The sequence below is a fragment of the Streptomyces sp. NPDC048637 genome (assembly GCF_040650675.1).
GTDB lineage: Bacteria > Actinomycetota > Actinomycetes > Streptomycetales > Streptomycetaceae > Streptomyces.
Genome location: NZ_JBEZHQ010000023.1, coordinates 45,582 through 62,945, shown reverse-complemented (window position 1 = coordinate 62,945; position 17,364 = coordinate 45,582). Strand labels below are relative to the sequence as shown.

Annotated in this window: 9 protein-coding genes and 2 pseudogenes; 2 read left to right on the top strand and 9 right to left on the bottom strand. The window is 72.6% G+C overall.

Annotated elements, in window-relative coordinates:
* Positions 1-20: 20 nt before the first annotated feature.
* Positions 21-1,457, bottom strand: a complete 1,437-nt coding sequence (gene pyk, locus AB0C46_RS25960) for a pyruvate kinase (RefSeq protein ID WP_362830644.1) — start codon at positions 1,455-1,457, stop codon at positions 21-23.
* Positions 1,458-1,602: 145 nt separating this feature from the next.
* A complete protein-coding gene (locus tag AB0C46_RS25955; protein WP_362830643.1) occupies positions 1,603-2,337 on the bottom strand; it encodes an SIMPL domain-containing protein in 735 nt (244 codons plus the stop codon).
* 136 nt (positions 2,338-2,473) lie between these two features.
* On the opposite strand from AB0C46_RS25955, the pseudogene AB0C46_RS25950 reads away from it, so the two are divergent.
* Positions 2,474-3,352: pseudogene (locus AB0C46_RS25950) on the top strand (5'-nucleotidase C-terminal domain-containing protein); the annotation flags it as partial.
* 66 nt (positions 3,353-3,418) lie between these two features.
* Here the strand turns inward: AB0C46_RS25950 and AB0C46_RS25945 are convergent.
* From AB0C46_RS25945 to AB0C46_RS25930, 4 genes are all read right to left on the bottom strand, one after another.
* A complete protein-coding gene (locus AB0C46_RS25945) occupies positions 3,419-4,849 on the bottom strand; it encodes a SidA/IucD/PvdA family monooxygenase (protein WP_362830642.1) in 1,431 nt (476 codons plus the stop codon).
* Positions 4,846-6,279 (bottom strand): pyridoxal-dependent decarboxylase, encoded by a 1,434-nt coding sequence (locus AB0C46_RS25940; protein WP_362830640.1) that lies wholly within the window; start codon positions 6,277-6,279, stop codon positions 4,846-4,848. The genes AB0C46_RS25945 and AB0C46_RS25940 overlap by 4 nt, the downstream gene beginning before the upstream one ends.
* Positions 6,280-6,477: 198 nt before the next feature.
* A complete protein-coding gene (gene pepN / locus AB0C46_RS25935; RefSeq protein WP_362830639.1) occupies positions 6,478-9,012 on the bottom strand; it encodes an aminopeptidase N in 2,535 nt (844 codons plus the stop codon).
* A 728-nt stretch (positions 9,013-9,740) separates the two neighbouring features.
* A complete protein-coding gene (locus AB0C46_RS25930; RefSeq protein WP_362830637.1) occupies positions 9,741-10,619 on the bottom strand; it encodes an AraC family transcriptional regulator in 879 nt (292 codons plus the stop codon).
* Between the two features lie 136 nt (positions 10,620-10,755).
* On the opposite strand from AB0C46_RS25930, the pseudogene AB0C46_RS25925 reads away from it, so the two are divergent.
* A pseudogene (locus AB0C46_RS25925) lies at positions 10,756-12,544 on the top strand (beta-galactosidase family protein).
* Between the two features lie 61 nt (positions 12,545-12,605).
* Here the strand turns inward: AB0C46_RS25925 and AB0C46_RS25920 are convergent.
* The 3 genes from AB0C46_RS25920 to AB0C46_RS25910 all read right to left on the bottom strand — a co-directional run bounded on the left by AB0C46_RS25920 (position 12,606) and on the right by AB0C46_RS25910 (position 17,239).
* Entirely contained in the window at positions 12,606-15,698 is a 3,093-nt protein-coding gene (locus tag AB0C46_RS25920) for an endo-alpha-N-acetylgalactosaminidase family protein (protein ID WP_362830636.1), read from the bottom strand.
* 130 nt (positions 15,699-15,828) lie between these two features.
* Positions 15,829-16,986: a histidine kinase gene (locus AB0C46_RS25915; RefSeq protein ID WP_362830635.1), complete on the bottom strand. Its 1,158-nt coding sequence runs from the start codon at positions 16,984-16,986 to the stop codon at positions 15,829-15,831.
* A gap of 76 nt (positions 16,987-17,062) precedes the next feature.
* Positions 17,063-17,239: a hypothetical protein gene (locus tag AB0C46_RS25910; protein WP_362830633.1), complete on the bottom strand. Its 177-nt coding sequence runs from the start codon at positions 17,237-17,239 to the stop codon at positions 17,063-17,065.
* Positions 17,240-17,364: the final 125 nt, after the last annotated feature.

Here is a 17,364-nt window from a genome sequence, read left to right as displayed (position 1 = left end):
GGATCGCGGTACGGGTGGGGCTACTTCGGGGAGTCGTCCTCGCCGATGTGGTGGACGCGGACGAGGTTGGTGGAGCCGGGGATGCCGGGCGGGGAGCCGGCGGTGATGATGACGACGTCGCCCTTCCGGCAGCGGCCGATCTTGAGGAGCTGCTCGTCGACCTGGTCGATCATCTCGTCGGTGGAGTTGACGGTCGGGCCGAGGAAGGTTTCCACGCCCCAGCTGACGTTGAGCTGGGAGCGGGTGGCCGGGTCGGGGGTGAAGGCCAGGAGCGGGATGGGTGAGCGGTAGCGGGAGAGGCGGCGGACGGTGTCGCCGGACTGGGTGAAGGCGACGAGGAACTTGGCGCCGAGGAAGTCGCCCATGTCGGCGGCGGCGCGGGCGACGGCGCCGCCCTGGGTGCGGGGCTTGTTGGCCTCGGTGAGCGGCGGGAGGCCCTTGGCGAGGAGGTCTTCCTCGGCGGCCTCGACGATGCGGCTCATGGTTTTGACGGTCTCGGTGGGGTACTTCCCGACGCTGGTTTCCCCGGAGAGCATGACGGCGTCGGTGCCGTCGATGACGGCGTTGGCGACGTCGGAGGCCTCGGCGCGGGTGGGGCGGGAGTTGTCGATCATCGAGTCGAGCATCTGGGTGGCGACGATGACCGGTTTGGCGTTGCGCTTGGCCAGCTTGATGGCGCGCTTCTGGACGATCGGGACGGTTTCCAGGGGCATTTCGACGCCGAGGTCGCCGCGGGCGACCATGATGCCGTCGAAGGCGGCGACGATGTCGTCGATGTTGTCGACGGCCTGGGGCTTTTCGACCTTGGCGATGACGGGCAGGAAGCGGTTTTCCTCGCGCATGATGCGGTGGACGTCTTCGATGTCGCGGCCGCTGCGGACGAAGGAGAGGGCGATGATGTCGGCGCCGTAGCGCAGGGCCCAGCGGAGGTCGTCCCGGTCCTTTTCGGAGAGGGCGGGGACGGAGACGGCGACGCCGGGGAGGTTGAGCCCCTTGTGGTCGGAGACCATGCCGCCTTCGATGACCTTGGTGTGGACGTGGGGTCCGTCGACGCCGGTGACTTCGAGGGTGACCTTGCCGTCGTCGACGAGGATGCGTTCGCCGGTGGTGACGTCGGCGGCGAGGCCGTCGTAGGTGGTGCCGCAGATCTGGCGGTCGCCTTCGACGGACGGTTCGACGGTGATGGTGAACTCGTCGTCGCGTTCGAGAAGTACGGGGCCTTCGCGGAATCGGCCGAGGCGGATCTTCGGACCTTGAAGATCGGCGAGGATGCCGACGCTGCGGCGGGTTTCTTCGGATGCTTTGCGGACCCGGTCGAATCGTGCCTCGTGCTCGGCGTAGGTGCCGTGGCTGAGGTTGAAGCGGGCGATGTCCATTCCGGCGTCGACGAGGGCTTTGATCTGCTCGTACGAGTCGGTGGCGGGTCCCAGAGTGCAGACGATCTTTGCTCGGCGCATGTTTCGACTCTATGACTTACCGGACGGTAGGGAACTGTAAGAAAGTGACTGCTCAACGAGCGCTTGGTGAAAGGCTGTTGACAAGTAATGGAATGCGCGCGAAGGCGCTCCGATGAGCGGAATATAGCCCTCGCGCGGGGCGGTCTCACAGTACGGGACGGGTCATCGTAAAGCGTGCATTGACATTGGCGTAGACGGCTTGGCGCTGGGGTTCGAGATCGAGGGCGGGGGCGGATTCCTGGGTGGCGCCGCCGTAGCCGGCGAAGGAGCGCATGGCGGGGGCGGCCGTGGGGGCGGTGTTTTCGGCGCCGAGGTCGGCGATTTCGAGGAGGGCGTCGAGGCGGGCGCCGAGGGCTTCGGCGTATTCGCGGGCGCGCTGGACGGCTTCGTGGACGGCTTGGGTGCGGGCGGCCCGGTGGGCGGGTGAGTCGGGGCGCAGTGCCCACCAGGGGCCGTCGACGCTGGTGAGGTCGAGGTCGGCGAGGCGGGTGGTGAGTTCGCCGAGGAGGGTGAAGTCGTTGAGGGTGGCGGTGTGGGTGACGCGTCCGTGGTAGGCGCGGATGCGTTCGTGGCGGCCCTTTTCGGTGAGCTGGGGGGTGAGGCTGAAGGTGCCGGTTTCGAGTTTTTCGATGGCGTCGCCGTAGCTCTTGATGAGGGTGAGGGCGGCTTCGTTGCGGCGGGTGAGGTCGGTGAGGGCGGTGGTGCGGTCGGTGCCGCGGGCGCTGACGGTGAGGGCGATGCGGGCGATTTCGGGGTCGACTTCGAGGCGGGCTTCGCCGCGTACGGCGAGGCGGGGGGTGTCGGGGGTGCCGTAGGGAAGAGCGGTGGGGGTGGTGCCGGTGGTGGGGGCGGCGGGGGCGCCGTCGGCGGGGTCGGTCATGGGTGGCTCCCGGGGTGCGAGATCGGTGGGTGGGGTGGGGTGTGGGTGGTGAAGGGTCGCATATCGGGGCGGCCGGTGGCGGGTCATCGGGCCGCCTTGTGTGAGGGGTGTCCCGTGGGGGCGGCTGCGCCGGAATCTGTTGTCGGAGCCGTTGACGTGGGGGCAGCGGCTGGCGCTTTTCGATGTGGTGGTGGAGTGGCGTCGGGGGCGTGGGGAGGTGGGGTCGGTTGGTTCTCGGGTCTTGAATTCGAATGCGGTGGCGGAGGATGCGCGGATCACGGGTCTGCTGCGGGCGGAGCACCGGAAGGTCGTGGCGTAGGCGAACCGGGTGATCGGCCGGTCGAAGGCGGAGATGACGGCGGCCGAGGCGCCGGTGAAGGACACGCCTCTGCTGGATTTCATCGCGTGGGTGCAGGCGGAGGTGGTGCGCAAGGCGCTGGCGGGGTCGGCGTATGCGTCGTTGCCGGTGTTGTCGCAGGCGTCGTGCTTTTCGCGTTCCGCGCGGGTACCGGAGGGGGATGTGACGATCCGGTCGATGGCGGCGCTTTATCCGTTCGACAACACTCTGGAGGCCCGGGTGTTGACGGGTGCTCAGCTGCGGGAGTATTTGGAGTTCTCGGCGCGGTATTACGTGCGGACGCCGGCCGGTGGGGGCCCGGTGGATCCGTCGAAGGTGACGAATGCGGACGGTGTCCCGGATTACCACTACGACGTGGTGTACGGGGTGTCGTACGAAGTCGATATCGCGAAGCCGGCGGGGCAGCGGATCGGGAAGCTGATGTTTGGCGGGAAGCCGTTGGATGATGCGGCGCGGTTCGTGCTGGCGGTGAACAATTACCGGGCGAGTGGTGGCGGTAATTTCCCGCATGTGGCGGCTGCTGAGCAGGTGTGGTCGACGTCGGACGAGATCCGGAACCTGATGATCGGGTGGGTGCAGGAGAGCAGGGAAATCGACCCGGCGGTATTTGCTTCGTTGGACTGGAGGTTGACCCGAGACGGGGTGCCGGTGTTCTGAGTCCGGCGGGGGGCCGGGGCGGCGGGGTGTTGTCGGGAGGCCCTGGGCGGGAGGTGCGGGTGCGGGTCAGCGGCGGGGGACGAGGGTGGAGCCCTGGCGGGGGACGGTGCCCGTGCGGCCCGTCGAGGGCTGTGGGAGGCCGAAGCTGGTGAAGGCGGTGCGGGTGGGGAGGGGGTAGGGGGTGTTGTCGGTGAGGGAGTTGAGGATGGTGGCGCTGCGCCAGGCGGCGAGGCCGAGGTCGGGGGCGCCGACGCCGTGGGTGTGGGTTTCGGCGTTCTGGACGTAGACCGAGCCGGTGATGGCGGGGTCGAGGACCAGCCGGTGGTGTGCGTCGATGCGGGGGCGGGCGCCGGAGTCGCGGCGTACGTAGGGGTCGAGGGCGGCAAGCAGGGTGTCCATGCGGCGTTCGCGGTAGCCGGTGGCGAGGATGACGGCGTCGGTGGTGAGGCGGGAGCGGGTGCCTTGCTGGATGTGGTCGAGGTGGAGTTCGACCTTGGTGGTGCCGACGCGGCCCGCGGTGCGGACGAAGACGCCGGGGGTGAGGGTGGTGTCGGGCCAGCCGCCGTCGAGGGTGCGGCGGTAGAGCTCGTCGTGGAGGGCGGCGAGGGTGGTGTGGTCGATGCCTTTGTGGAGCTGCCATTGGCCGGGGACGAGGTCGTCGCGGATGCGTTCGGGGAGGGCGTGGAAGTAGCGGGTGTAGTCGGGGGTGAAGTGTTCGAGGCCGAGCTTGCTGTATTCCATGGGGGCGAAGGCGGGGGTGCGGGCGAGCCAGTGGAGGCCTTCGCGGCCGGCGGGGCGCGCACGGAGCTGGTCGAGGAAGATCTCGGCGCCCGACTGGCCGGCGCCGATGACGGTGAGGTGGTCGGCGGCGAGCAGGCGTTCGCGGTGGTCGAGGTAGTCGGCGGAGTGGATGACGGGGACGGCGGGGGCGTCGGCGAGGGGGCGTAGCGGGACGGGGATGTGGGGGGTGGTGCCGATGCCGAGGACGAGGTTGCGGGCGTAGGTGCGGCCGAGGGCTTCGGCTTCGCCTTCGGGGTCGAGTTGGGTGAAGTCGACTTCGAAGAGTTCGCGTTCGGGGTTCCAGCGGATGGCGTCGATCTGGTGGCCGAAGTGGAGGGTGGGGAGTTTTTCGCTGACCCAGCGGCAGTAGGCGTCGTATTCGGCGCGGTGGATATGGAAGCGCTCGGCGAAGTAGAAGGGGAAGAGGCGTTCGCGGGTCTTGAGGTAGTTGAGGAAGGTCCAGGGGCTGGCGGGGTCGACGAGGGTGACGAGGTCGGCGAGGAAGGGGACTTGGAGGGTGGCGCCGTCGATGAGGAGACCGGGGTGCCAGTGGAAGGCGGGGCGCTGGTCGTAGAAGGCGGTGCGGAGCTGGGTGAGGGGGTGGGCGAGGGCGGCGAGGGAGAGGTTGAAGGGGCCGACGCCGATGCCGGCGAGGTCGAGGGGTGCGTCGGGGCTCGTGGTGTCGGTGGTGGGGGGCGCTTCGGGAGTGCTGCTCATCTGGGGGTGTGGCCTTCCACGAGTTTGAGGAGGGTGGTGAGGTCTCCGGCTTGGGTGTGGGGGTTGAGGAGGGTGGCTTTGAGCCAGAGGCCGGTGGGGGTGGTGGCGCGGCCGAGGACGGCCTGTCCGTCGGTGAGGAGGGTGCGGCGGATGGTGGCGAGGGTGGTGTGGTCGGCGCCGGTGGGGCGGAAGAGGACGGTGCTGAGGGTGGGGCGGGAGTGGAGTTCGTAGCGGGGGTGGGCCTCGATGAGGTCGGCGAGGGTCTGGGCGGCGGCGAGGGTGCGGTCGACGAGTGCGCCGAGGCCGTGGCGGCCGAGGGCTTTGAGGGTGACGGCGATTTTGAGGATGTCGGGGCGGCGGGTGGTGCGCAGTGAGCGGCTGAGCAGGTCGGGGAGGCCGGCTTCGGTGTCGTCGTCGGCGTTGAGGTAGTCGGCCTGGTGGGCGAGGGGGGCCAGGGTGGCGGGGTCGGGGACGGCGAGGAGGCCGGCCGCGACGGGTTGCCAGCCGAGTTTGTGCAGGTCGAGGGCGACGGTGTGGGCGCGGGCGAGGCCTTGCAGGGCGGCGCGGTGGGTGTCGCTGAAGAGGAGGGCTCCGCCGTAGGCGGCGTCGATGTGGAAGCGGGCGCCGTGCCGTCCGGCGACGTCGGCGAGGGCGGGGAGGGGGTCGATGGCGCCGGAGTCGGTGGTGCCCGCGGTGGCGACGAGGAGGACGGGGCCGGTGCGTCCGGCGAGGTTGGCCAGGCAGCTGTGGACGGTGTCGGGGGTGAGGACACCGTCCGGGGTGGGGAGGGTGAGGGGTTCGGGGAGGCCCAGGAGCCAGGCGGAGCGGTGGATGCTGTGGTGGGCGTTGGCGCCGCAGACGATCCGGAGGGGGCGGGCGGGCCGGTGGGGGTCGGTCGCGGTGCCGTCGGGGGCGGTGGCTTCGCGGGCGAGGAGCAGGGCGAGTTGGTTGGATTCGGTGCCGCCGGTGGTGATCAGGGCGTCGGGGTCGGTGGCCCGGGGATAGACCAGCGCGCCGAGTGCGCGGCTGGTGAGGGCTTCGAGGGCGGAGGCGGCGGGGGCCTGGTCCCAGGAGTCCATGGAGGGGTTGAGGGCGGCGGCGGCGAGGTCGGCGGCGGTGGCGAGGGCCAGCGGCGGGCAGTGCAGGTGGGCGGCGCAGTGCGGGTCAGCGGGGTCGGCGGCGCCGGCGGCGAGGGTGTGGACGAGGGTGCGCAGGGCGGCGTGCGGGCCGGTGCCGTGGTCGGGGAGCAGGGGGTGGCAGGCGTCGCGTACGGTGCGGGCGACCGTCTCGGGGCCGCCGGGCGGCAGAGGGCCGGCGCGGTCCTCGGCGCCGGTGGTGAGGGCGTCGAGGACGGTGTCGAGGAGGGGGCGGAGTGCGCGGGGGCCGTTGGTGCCGCCTGCGAGGGCGGTGCCGGCAGGGGGCACAGGCATCAATGTGCTCTTCTGTCAGGGGAGTTCGGGCCGCGATCCGGTGCGGACGAGCCCTGAGGCGACCCTAAGTTACTTTCCCTGTACGGCGCGTATCCACTGGTCGCGGTCATACCACCCGTAAGTGGTACGGGTGTACCGCAGGTGTTCGGGTGCCGCCGGCTGCCGGTCCGGCGGCGCCCGGGTGCGTCGGGTGGAGCGTCAGGCGCTGCCGGCCGCCGCGCGTACCCGCAGGGCCCGCCGCAGGTCGTCGAGTTGGTCGAGGAGCTTACGGCGCAGGGCGGGGCTGGGGTCGCCGTCGGTGAGGCAGGCCTCACCGAGCCGGAGGGTGTGGTCCTCGACGAAGGTGGCAGGGAAGGCGTAGCGGCCGGCGGCCGCGGCGAGGGCCGGGCCGCGGGCGGCGGCGAGGGCGGAGACGCCGGTGAAGTAGCGGGCGACGTAGGGGCGGAGCAGGTCGTGCTGTTCGGGGGCCCAGAAGCCGGTGGCGGTGGCGGTGAAGAGGTAGTTGGAGAGGGCGGCCTCGCCGTCGGTGGTGAACAGGGCGTCCCAGGCGGCTTGTTTGGCGGCCGGGTCGGGGAGCGCGGCGTGGCAGCGGGCGGCGCCCTCGCGGCCGGTGGCGCTGGGGTCGCGGGCGAGTTCGGCGTTGAGGGCGTCAGGGGTCGTGGCGCCGAGGGTGGCGAGCCGGCCGAGGATGCGCCAGCGCAGTTCGGGGTCGAGGCGGGGGCCGCCGGGGACGCTGCCGTCGTCGAGCCAGTCCTGGATGCCCTCGGGCGTGGTGGCGCTGTCGATGCAGGCACGTACGGCGGTGAGCCGCAGTCCGGCTTCGGTGCCGTGTTCGGGGCCTTCGGTGCGGCGGAGTATGTCGCGGCTGAGGGCGGTGAGGGTGGCGAGGGCGGTGCGGCGTTCGGGGTGCGGGAGGTAGGCGTCGGCGATCTGGGTGCGGGCGAAGGCGAGAACGCCCTGGACGAGGGCGAGGTCGGTTTCGTGCGGGAGGTGGGCGCGGGCGGCGTCCAGGTAGGCGGTGGGGGCGAGTTCGCCGTCGCGGACCATGTCGCGGGCGGCGTTCCATACGACGGCGCGGGTCAGCGGGTCGGGGAGGCCGGACAGGGCGCCGAGGGCGGTGTCCCAGGAGACGGGGTCGAGGCGGACCTTGGCGTAGGTGAGGTCCTGGTCGTTGAGGAGGAGCAGGGCGGGGCGGCCGCCGGTGGCCGTGTGGGCGCCGTCGTCGGGCACGTCCCAGGACAGCGGTGCGCGTGGCACGAGGCGGCCCGTGGTGGTGCGGTCGTGGTCGTAGAGCCCGATGGTGAACCGGTGGGGGCGGGTGCCGTCCTCGCTTCCCGTCTGCTCGACGGACACGCTCCAGTTGCCGTCCGCGGCCTCCTGCACGACCGGGGTGAGGGTGTCGACTCCGGTGGTGCGCAGCCAGCGCGCGGCCCAGGCGTGGACGTCGCGGTCGGTGGCGCGGGAGAGGGAGTCGAGGAAGTCGGCGAGCGTGGCGTTGCCGAAGCGGTGCCGGGCGAAGTGGTCGTTGATGCCGGTGAGGAAGTCCTTCTCCCCCATCCAGGCGACGAGTTGGCGCAGTGCGGAGGCGCCCTTGGCGTAGGAGATGCCGTCGAAGTTGAGGAGCGCGGAGGCGGTGTCGGGGACGTCTTCGGGGGTGGGGGCGACGGGGTGGGTGGAGGGCCGCTGGTCGGCGTCGTAGCCCCAGCCCTTGCGGGCGACCGCGAAGTCGGTCCAGGTGTCGGTGAACCGCGTGGCTTCCGCCAGGACCTGGTACCCCATGTATTCGGCGAAGGACTCGTTCAGCCAGATGTCGTCCCACCACTGGAGGGTGACCAGGTCGCCGAACCACATGTGGGCCATCTCGTGAGCGATCACGACGCCGCGGGTCTGGCGTTCGGTGTCGGTGACGGCGGAGCGGTAGACGAATTCGTCGCGGAAGGTGACCAGGCCGGGGTTTTCCATGGCTCCGGCGTTGAATTCGGGGACGAAGGCCTGGTCGTAGGAGTCGAAGGGGTACGGCTCCTCGAAGATCTCGTGGTAACGGTCGAAGCAGCGGCGGGTGAGGTCGAGGATTTCCTCGGCGTCGGCGTCGAGGTGGGGGGCCAGGGAACGGCGGCAGTGGATGCCGAAGGGCAGTCCGGCGTGTTCGGTGCGGATCGAGTGCCAGGGGCCGGCGGCGACCGCGACGAGGTAGCTGCTGATGAGCGGGGTCGGGGCGAGGGTCCAGTGGCCGGGGTCGCGCTGGGTGGCGATGCCGTTGCCGAGGACGGACCAGTCCGTGGGGGCGGTGACGGTGACCGCGAACACGGCCTTGAGGTCGGGCTGGTCGAAGGCGGCGAAGACGCGCTGGACGTCGTCGAGGAACAGCTGGGTGTAGACGTAGCTCTCGCCGTCGGCGGGGTCGGTGAAGCGGTGCATGCCTTCGCCGGTGCGGGAGTAGTGCATGGTGGCGTCCAGGCGCAGTTCGTGGGCGCCGGGGGTGAGGCCGGTGAGCGGGAGCCGGTTGTCGTCGAGGGCGGCCGGGTCGAGGGGGTGGCCGTCGAGGGTGACGGAGTGCAGCCCGGCGGGTTTGAGCTCGACGAAGGTGTCGCCGCCGGCTCGCGCGGTGAAGTGGATGACCGTACGGGAGCCGAACCGCTCCTCGCCTTGGGTGAGGTCGAGTGCGATGTCGTAGCGGTGGACGTCGATGAGTCGGGCTCGGGTCTGCGCCTCGTCGCGCTGCAGTGCGGGCATGGTGTCATGCTGCCGTACCGCCGGTGGGTGGTGCATGGGGGTTTGGCGGGTGTGGGGGTTGGGGGGGTGTGGGGGTTGGGGGGTGGCATTTGTCTGCGGGGGTGTTGTGGCTGGGCGCGCCGTTCCCCGCGCCCCTTCGGGGCGCGGCCGATCCGTCATGGGCTTCTGTGCGGTTGGTGGGGGCTGGGGTGTTGCGGGTTGGGTGGTTGCCGCGGGGGTCGGAGGGGACGCACCGGTACCCGTCCTCGGCGCGGGCGACGCGGCTCCGTGCGTTTGAGCACCCCGGCGTTCGCTCCAGTCCTGCGGGCGGGCACCGGTACATCCCCTCCAACCGTCCAGCATTGCCGACTGCAGCCCGGTGACACCGCCCGTCACGGCCCAGACCTGGCCGCGCCCAAGGATCGGCCAGACGTGGCCGCGCCGAAAGATCGGGTGGCCTGGCCAGGTCCCTGCCAAGAGGTGCCGCACGGATTTCGTGACGGTGATCGGTACGGCGGGAGAGCCGCCCACGTACGGAGGTCGGAGGGGATGCCCGGTGAGCCGCCCGCAGGACCCGGAGCGAACAACGGGGCGATGAACCTCAGGGACCCGCGTCGCCCGCGCCGAGGACGGCTTACCGGGCGTCCCCTCCGACCCACCACCCACCGAGGGACAGCGCACCGGCCCCAGCCCACGGCAACCCGCACCGGCGCAAGCCCACGGCAACCCGCACCAAAGCCAGCCCACGGCTACCCGCTCACCACCGGCGGGTCGTCCGGGTCCGGGATCTGGGTGGACCAGCCGCCCGGCACGCTGTGGACCTGGCGGTCGCGGAAGCGTACGGGGGCGGTGCCCACGCGGCGGGTGAACAGGCGGCTGAAGTAGGCCGGGTCGTCGTAGCCGACGCGGCGGGCCACCGCGGCGACCGGGAGTTCGGTGCCCACCAGGAGTTCCTTGGCGCGGCCCAGGCGTATCCCCAGCAGATAGTCCTTGGGGCTGCAGCCGGCGCCGCGCCGTACGGCGGTGCGGAGTTCGGCAGGGGTCATGCCGTGCCGGGCGGCATGCTCGGCGACCGAGAGCGGGAGGAAGGCGTCGCGGGCCAGGGCCTGGAGGACGGGATCGCCGTCGGCGTCGGTGTCGGCACGGGCGCGGCGCAGGGCGACCAGGAGTTCGTGGACGGCGGCGGAAGTCTCGACCTCCAGCAGGGGGTTGCCGCGCCGGGCCGCACGCGCGATCCGTCCGATGGCGGTCCGCGCGGGGCCGGTGTCCGCGAGCGGGACGAGCGGGCGGTCCGGCTCGATGTAGCCCAGTTCGGTGTAGGTCGCGGCGGCGGGCCCGGTGAAGTCGACGAAGCTCTCGTCCCAGCCGGTCTCGGGGTCGGCCCCGTAGTGGTGCGGTACGCCGGGGACGAGCCACAGCAGTGCGGGGGCGGTGACCGGGTGGCGGCGGCCGTCGGGGGCGTTGAACCAGCCGCGGCCGGCGCTGATGACGAGGGCGACGTGGTGGTCGAGGGTGCGCGGGCCGACCGTGGGGAGGGTGCCGTGCTGGAGTCCGACTCCCAGACACACCAGGCCGAGCCGGTGGTGGACCGGGCCCGGCGTGAAGTAGCGCATCCAGGTGTGGTACACGCCGGGCCTCCCGTCGCTCCGTCCAAACACCGCCGATCTTTGTCCATGGACCGTCATGCCGCCAGAGGGCAAGGGTGACCGATGACCGTGAGCGCCCGGCCGGTGGCGCGCGGCGACGACGCAAGGGCGGGGTGACGTGGCGCGGTTCGAGGTGGGTGAGCGGGACTTCTTGCTGGACGGGCGGCCGGTGCGGCTGCTGTCGGGGGCGTTGCATTACTTCCGGGTGCATGAGGCGCAGTGGGACCACCGGCTGGCGATGCTGCGGGCGATGGGCCTGAACTGTGTGGAGACGTATGTGCCGTGGAATCTGCACGAGCCGCGGCCCGGTGAGTTCCGGGACCCGGAGGCGCTGGGGCGGTTTCTGGACGCGGTGCGGGCGGCGGGACTGTGGGCGATCGTCCGCCCGGGGCCGTACATCTGCGCGGAGTGGGAGAACGGCGGGCTGCCGGAGTGGCTGACGGGGCCGCTGGGACGGCGGGTGCGGACCCGGGACGCGGAGTATCTGCGGGCCGTGGACGCCTGGTTCGGGCGGCTGCTGCCACAGGTCGTGGCGCGGCAGTGTGACACCGGCGGTCCGGTGATCATGGTGCAGGCGGAGAACGAGTACGGCTCGTACGGCAGTGACGGTGCGTATCTGGCGTGGCTGGTGGACCGGCTGCGGGCGCTGGGGGTGCGGGTGCCGCTGTGCACGTCGGACGGGCCGGAGGACCACATGCTCAGCGGTGGTGCGGTTCCGGGGGTGCTGGCGACCGTCAACTTCGGTTCCGGGGCCCGGGAGGCGCTGGCGGCGCTGCGGCGCCATCAGGCGGAGGGGCCGCTGATGTGTATGGAGTTCTGGTGCGGCTGGTTCGCGCACTGGGGGCGGACACAGGTGCCGCGGGCGCCGGAGGACGCGGCGGCGGCGCTGCGGGAGATCCTGGAGTGCGGTGCGTCGGTCAACATCTACATGGCGCACGGCGGGACGAGTTTCGGCGGGTGGGCGGGCGCGAACCGCGCGGGTGAGCTGCAGGACGGGTCGCTGCGGCCGACGGTCACCTCGTACGACTACGGGGCGCCGGTCGATGAACGCGGGCGGCCCACGGAGAAGTTCTGGCGGTTCCGGGAGGTGCTCGCCGCGTGGGCGGACGGGCCGCTGCCGCGGGTGCCGGAGCCGCCGCGGGTGCTGGCGGACCCGGTGCGGGCGGTGGTCGAGGAGTGGGCGCCCGCGGAGGACGTGCTGGCGGCGCTGGGGGGGTGCGGAGGTGGCGGGGGGCGGCCCGGCGACGTTCGAGGAGCTGGGCGTGGACCGGGGGGTGGTGCGCTACCGGGTGGCGGTGCCGGGGCCGCGTGGCCGGTATCCGTTGCGGGTGCGCGGGCTGCGGGACCGGGCGGTGGTGTTCGTCGACGGGGAGCTGCGGGCCGTGGTGGACACCGAGGACGCCGTGATCGGGGAGGTGGCCGGGCCGGCGTCGGTGGAGGTGTGGGTGGCGTCCCTGGGGCGGGTCAACTACGGTCCGCGGCTCGGCGAGTCCAAGGGGATCGTGGGCGGGCTGCTGCACGAGCGGCAGTTTCTGCACGGCGTACGGTCGCGGGGGCTGCGGCTGGACGCGATGGAGGAGGCCGGGGCGCTGGCGCGGGTTCCGTTCCGGGCGGTGGAGGGGGCCGGTGGCGGCGCGGGGCTGTACCGGGGGACGGTGACGGTGGCGGGGCGGCCCGGTGACGCCGATCTGGCGCTGCCGGGCTGGGGCCACGGGTTCGCCTGGATCAACGGGTTCTGTCTGGGGCGCTATTGGGCCGAGGGGCCGCAGCGCACGCTGTATGTGCCGGGTCCGGTGTTGCGCGAGGGCGCCAATGAGCTGCTGTGGTGGGAGTGGGAGGGCGCCCCGGCCTCCGTGGGGGAAGAGGCGGGGGCGCCCGGTCTGTATCCCTGTGCGGCGGGGCGCTGAGGGTGGGGTGGGGGCGGATGGCCGCCCCCACGGTCGGGGCGGGTGGCCGCCCCCATGGTCGTCACACCTCGCGGACCTCGAAGGTGTCCAGGACGAACTCCGCGGTCCCGTCGTCGCCCACCTTGCGCAGCCCCACCCAGGCCTCGCCGTCGTCCGGTGCGGTGAACTCGTAGGTGTGGGTGGCCGGCCGGGTCGCGACGGGGAGCGGGGTGCGGGTCAGTTCGCGGGGTGCGGGCTCGTCGACGGCGGTGATCCAGGCGTACTGGGCGGCCTTCTCGTTGGCGTAGCGGAAGGTGACCCGGTAGCGGCGGCCGGGCGTGAAGCGGACGGTGTGCGGGACTGTCCGGTGGATGAGCCCGGTGTTCTCGCCGCGTGATTTGAGCGACTGGCCGCCGTCGAGGACATCGTCGACGGCCTTGCCGTTCCAGCCGCGCTGGGTGAACGGGGCGTGCCGCTGGGCGATATGGGTGCGGGGGTCGGTGCTGCCGCCCGCGTCGCCCTTGACGAAGACGCCCCAGCCCTGGGGTACGTGCTCGAAGTCCTCGTAGACCAGGGCGCCTTTCCTGGTGGTGGGCCGGGCGGCGGGCACGACCCGGAGGTTGTCGAATCGGACCCGGGGCCGGCCGGCCGCCGCGGTCAGGGTGAGGGTGACCGGGCCGCCGCCCTCGGGGACGGTGAAGTGGGTGAAGAGACGCTGGAAGCGGGTGCCGGACTTGCGGTCGGCGGCGACGTAGTTGCCGGCGGTAGAGGTGTCGGTCCAGTTGGTGGCGGTGAGGCCGTCGGCGGTACGGATCTCCAGGCCGGCCCGTCGCCGCTCGCCGGCCGTGGCGCCGACCTCGACCTGTACCGAGGCGGCGTAGTTGCCGGGGGCGAGCCGGGCGAGTTTCTGGGCGACGGTGGCGGCGGCGCCCGCGCCGATGACCAGCTCGTAGTCGCCCCGTTCGCTGAGCCGGACCGAGGCCGGGCCGGTGACCTGCCGGCCGTCGAGGTTTCCGGAGTGGAAGCCGGGGTCGGTCAGCGGGGTGCCCTCGCCCCAGTGGGGGTCGCCCTGGGCGGGTGCCTTGGTGCGGTGGACGGCGTAGGCCACCCCGGGCCGGGCGGTGAGGGTGATCCGGCCGCCGCTGACGGGGACCCGGGTTTCCTGGGTGCGGCCCTGGTCGGTGAGCCGGTAGGCGTAGACGGCTCCGGTGCCCCGCCAGCCGCGGGGCAGGGACCAGGTGGTCGTGCCGCCGTGGGGGTTGTAGTGGTAGAGCCTGTCCGGGTCGGTGGCCCGGCGGGGCTCCCAGGGGAGCAGATAGGTGCCGTCGTCGTAGACGAGCCGGCCGTCGGTGGTGATCTTGCGGGTGCCGCCGGTGTCGCTGACGGAGGTCCTGGTGGGGCCCGCGAAGGTGATCTCGTGTGCGCCCCAGGTCCTGATCGGGTACGCCTGCAGGTATTTGGCGGGCAGCGCGTCGGTCCAGATGAGGGTGTGGAAGGCGTGCCAGTCGGTCTTGCCGACCCAGCCCTCGAAGTTGCCCATCCGGCCGTTGCCGAGCAGCGTGGGCCACTTGTCGGCGAAGACGTCCTTGTGGTGGTTGCGCAGGAAGCGGATCAGCTGGGAGTTGATGCCGCGTGAGGTGTCGGGCCCGTAGTCGGTCTCATTCGCCCAGTGTGACCACAGGGCGGAGCGTTCCAGGCCGTGGCCCCATTCGGTGGTGACCTGCCAGCCCTGGTCGCGCAGATGGCGCTGGAGGCGGTCGGAGTTCCAGCCGGACTCGCGGAAGACGTCGATGTAGAGGGTGTTCAGCGCGGGGTCGGTCTCCTTGCGCAGCTGGGCGAAGCGGCGGGCGATGTCGCCGGAGACCAGATCGCGGCGGGCGTCGATGCGGTAGGACTGGTCGAGCCAGTCCCACTGCTTGTCGTCCTTGTTGACGAGGCGCTCGGAGAAGGCGTGGGCGACGGGGTAGGACTCGGTGGCGTTGACGTGCACCGCGAAGTCGCTGTGCCACTTCTTGCCGGCGCGGACGAGGGTGTTGAGGTCGTCGAGTCCGCCGGCCCGCTCGTTGTAGTTGCCGCCGTAGTCGGGGTGTGCGGAGTCGTGGCCCTCGGACTGGTAGCCCTTGAGCAGGGTGAACTGCCGCAGTCCGTCGGTGGCCAGGGCGATCCGTTTGACGTTGTCGAGGGTGGCGAGGAACGGGTTGGTGGCCTGGCTGGCGAAGTTGAAGGGGATGTGCGGGACGACCCGCAGATGCTGTTCGCCGGCGCCCAGCGGCATCACCATGATGTCGCGCAGCGCGATGGCGGCGTCCTGCCAGTCGGCCGTGCCGTCGCCGTTGCGGTCGCGGCTGACGATGACGGTCGCGTACGGCAGCGGGTCGGTGGAGTCGGGAGTGGGGGACGGCTGCCCGGCCGCCCGGTGGGTCCACTGGCCGCATCCCAGCTGTGCCCTGACGAAGCCGTCGCCTTTGGTGGTCTGCCGCCACAGCCGGCCGTTCTCCCAGGTGGTGGCGCCGGCGGGCTGGTCGTAGGAGGTGTTGGTCTCGATGCCGGCGGCCAGGTGACCGGTGGCGACGACGGCGTAGGCGCATCCGGTGGGGGTGGCCTCGGCGGGGGTGTCGCCGGTGACCTGCACCAGGGTGTCGCCGTTCTTGGCCTTGTCGAGTTCGATGCGGGCGGCCAGCAGGGTGGCGCCGGGCTGGTCGCTGCGGACGCTGAGCAGCGCGAGGCCGGGGATCTCCAGGGTGCCGATGCGCAGTGCCGGGGTGTCGGTGATGCCGGTGACCCGCCAGGTGATCTGCCATCCGTGGACGGCGATCTCGACGGTGATCCTGGTGCCGCCGTCTAGGCCGAGGGTGTAGGTGGCGCGGTCGGCGCGGGTGCGGTGGGTGACCTGGGGGGTGTGGGCGGTGCCGTCGAGGAGGATCTGGGTGACCGGGGTGTCCTGGCCGTGCAGGACGGCGCCGGTGCCGCGGTCGGTGTAGGAGACGATGCGCGGGAAGGCGGTATCGACGCGGACGTCCAGCGCGTCGGACCGCAGCACCGCCTCCGCCGCGCGGGGTGCGGCCGTGGCGGTCTGCGCGGCGAGCGGGAGGGCGCTGGCGACCCCGGCGAGCGTGGTGGCGGCGACGACCTTCCGGCGGCTGGGCCCGGGCGGGGCACCTGTCTGTTCGTTCACGCGCGCGGTCCTCCTTCGTGCCTGCACTGCCTGTCGGCGGACAGCGTGCTGCCGGTGCGGGGCGTGCGCCTATGGACAAAGGAGGGGCAGGTGTTGGACAGATGTGTGCGCGGGAGGGGCGGCGGGCGGGTCAGGCCGTCGCCCCGCTGTCGAGGGGCAGGACGGCGGTGAGCTCCCAGCCGCCCTCCGCCGCCGGGCCCGCGGTAAGCCGCCCGCCCATCGCCTCGGCCCGTTCGGTGAGTCCGGCCAGGCCGAAGCCGCCGCCGCGGGCCTGTTCGGAGAGGCGGGCGGGGGCGCCGCCGTCGTTGGCGATGCGCAGCTCCACGCCGCGGGGTACGGACCGCAGGCCGATGCGTACCGCCGTGGCGTCCGCGGCGTGCTTGCGGATGTTGGTGAGCGCCTCGCGCACGATGCGGTGGACCGCCGCGGCCACCTCGGCCGGCAGCGCGTCCGCCGCGCCGGTGTCGAGGGCGAGGACGACCGGCGGGCCGGTGCGGGCGAAGGCGTCGGTCATGGCACGGACCTCGGCGAGGCCGGCGAGCGGGTGGGCCCGCGCCCCGTCCTCGCGCAGTACCCGCACCAGTCGGCGCATCGCGCCCAGCGCCTCGCTGCCGGCGGTCTCGATCCGTTCGAAGGTGGCGTCGGCCGGCGGGCCGTCGAGGGCGGTGCAGCGGGCCGCGCGGGCCTGGACGACGATGCCGGTGACGTGGTGGGCGACCAGGTCGTGCAGTTCCCGCGCCAGTTCCAGGCGCTCGGCGGCCCGGACCGCCGCGAGGTCGCGCAGCCGCTGGGCGTCCTGCCGGCGCAGGGTCAGCGAGTAGGCGGCGACGACCACGGTGAGCACCGCCTGGACGACGGTGAAGATGCCGGGCCGGAGGTCCCGCAGCGGGGTGAGGACGCAGGCCAGGCCCAGCAGCGGGCCGAGGACGGCGGCGGTGCGGCCGGGCGCCCGGCGGACCACGGCGGCGAGCAGCAGGAGCAGGGCGAGGCCCTCGCCCAGGCCCCACACCTGCGGCGGGTGCGGGCCGGCGCTCAGCACCGCCGATCCGGTCAGCGAGATCCCGGCCGCGGCGGCGGCCCGGACGGTCAGCGGGATCCGGGCGGCGGGCACCGCGCACAGGCAGACGGCGACGGCGGTGGCTCCCATGATGGCGTGCGGCCGGGCGGGCTGGTGGGCCATCGCCACGGTCTCCAGCCCGACGAGGAGCAGCAGGAGCACCGCCGGACCGGCCTTGGCCGCGGCGCGGTGCCGCGGCCGGTTCGCCGTCCACTCCGGCAGGGGGCTCATGTGTGCGGCCCGCCGCGTTCGCGCAGGGGCCGCCGGGGCCGGTGCGGTGGAGCGTCGCCGGGGGGTGCGGTGCGGTTCAGGCCCGGGCCGCGTTCGAGGGGGCATCGTCCGGTGACTCGACGAGGTCGTGATGGCCGCCGAGCAGGACATAGGCGAGGGTCGCGGCGGAGGCGGCGAGGAGCAGTGCGGCGACGACCGTCCCGCGGCGGTAGCGGTCGGGCGCCGGGGGGCGGCGGCGGGGTTCGGTGGTCATACCGTTCACGCTAGGGAGCCCGCGCGGGGCCGCCCAGGGGCCGTCCGGTCATCCGTGACGGCACAAGGTCCGGCCGGAAGCATGCACTTGGTCCCGGGGCGGAGGGACCAAGGTCCCTGGCGCGG

Excerpts from the sequence above, each read along its gene's own strand:
- pyk (WP_362830644.1), bottom strand. The coding sequence starts at position 1,457 with ATGCGCCGAGCAAAGATCGTCTGCACTCTGGGACCCGCCACCGACTCG.
- AB0C46_RS25955 (WP_362830643.1), bottom strand. The coding sequence starts at position 2,337 with ATGACCGACCCCGCCGACGGCGCCCCCGCCGCCCCCACCACCGGCACC.
- AB0C46_RS25945 (WP_362830642.1), bottom strand. The coding sequence starts at position 4,849 with ATGAGCAGCACTCCCGAAGCGCCCCCCACCACCGACACCACGAGCCCC.
- AB0C46_RS25940 (WP_362830640.1), bottom strand. The coding sequence starts at position 6,279 with ATGCCTGTGCCCCCTGCCGGCACCGCCCTCGCAGGCGGCACCAACGGC.
- pepN (WP_362830639.1), bottom strand. The coding sequence starts at position 9,012 with ATGCCCGCACTGCAGCGCGACGAGGCGCAGACCCGAGCCCGACTCATC.
- AB0C46_RS25915 (WP_362830635.1), bottom strand. The coding sequence starts at position 16,986 with ATGAGCCCCCTGCCGGAGTGGACGGCGAACCGGCCGCGGCACCGCGCC.
- AB0C46_RS25910 (WP_362830633.1), bottom strand. The coding sequence starts at position 17,239 with ATGACCACCGAACCCCGCCGCCGCCCCCCGGCGCCCGACCGCTACCGC.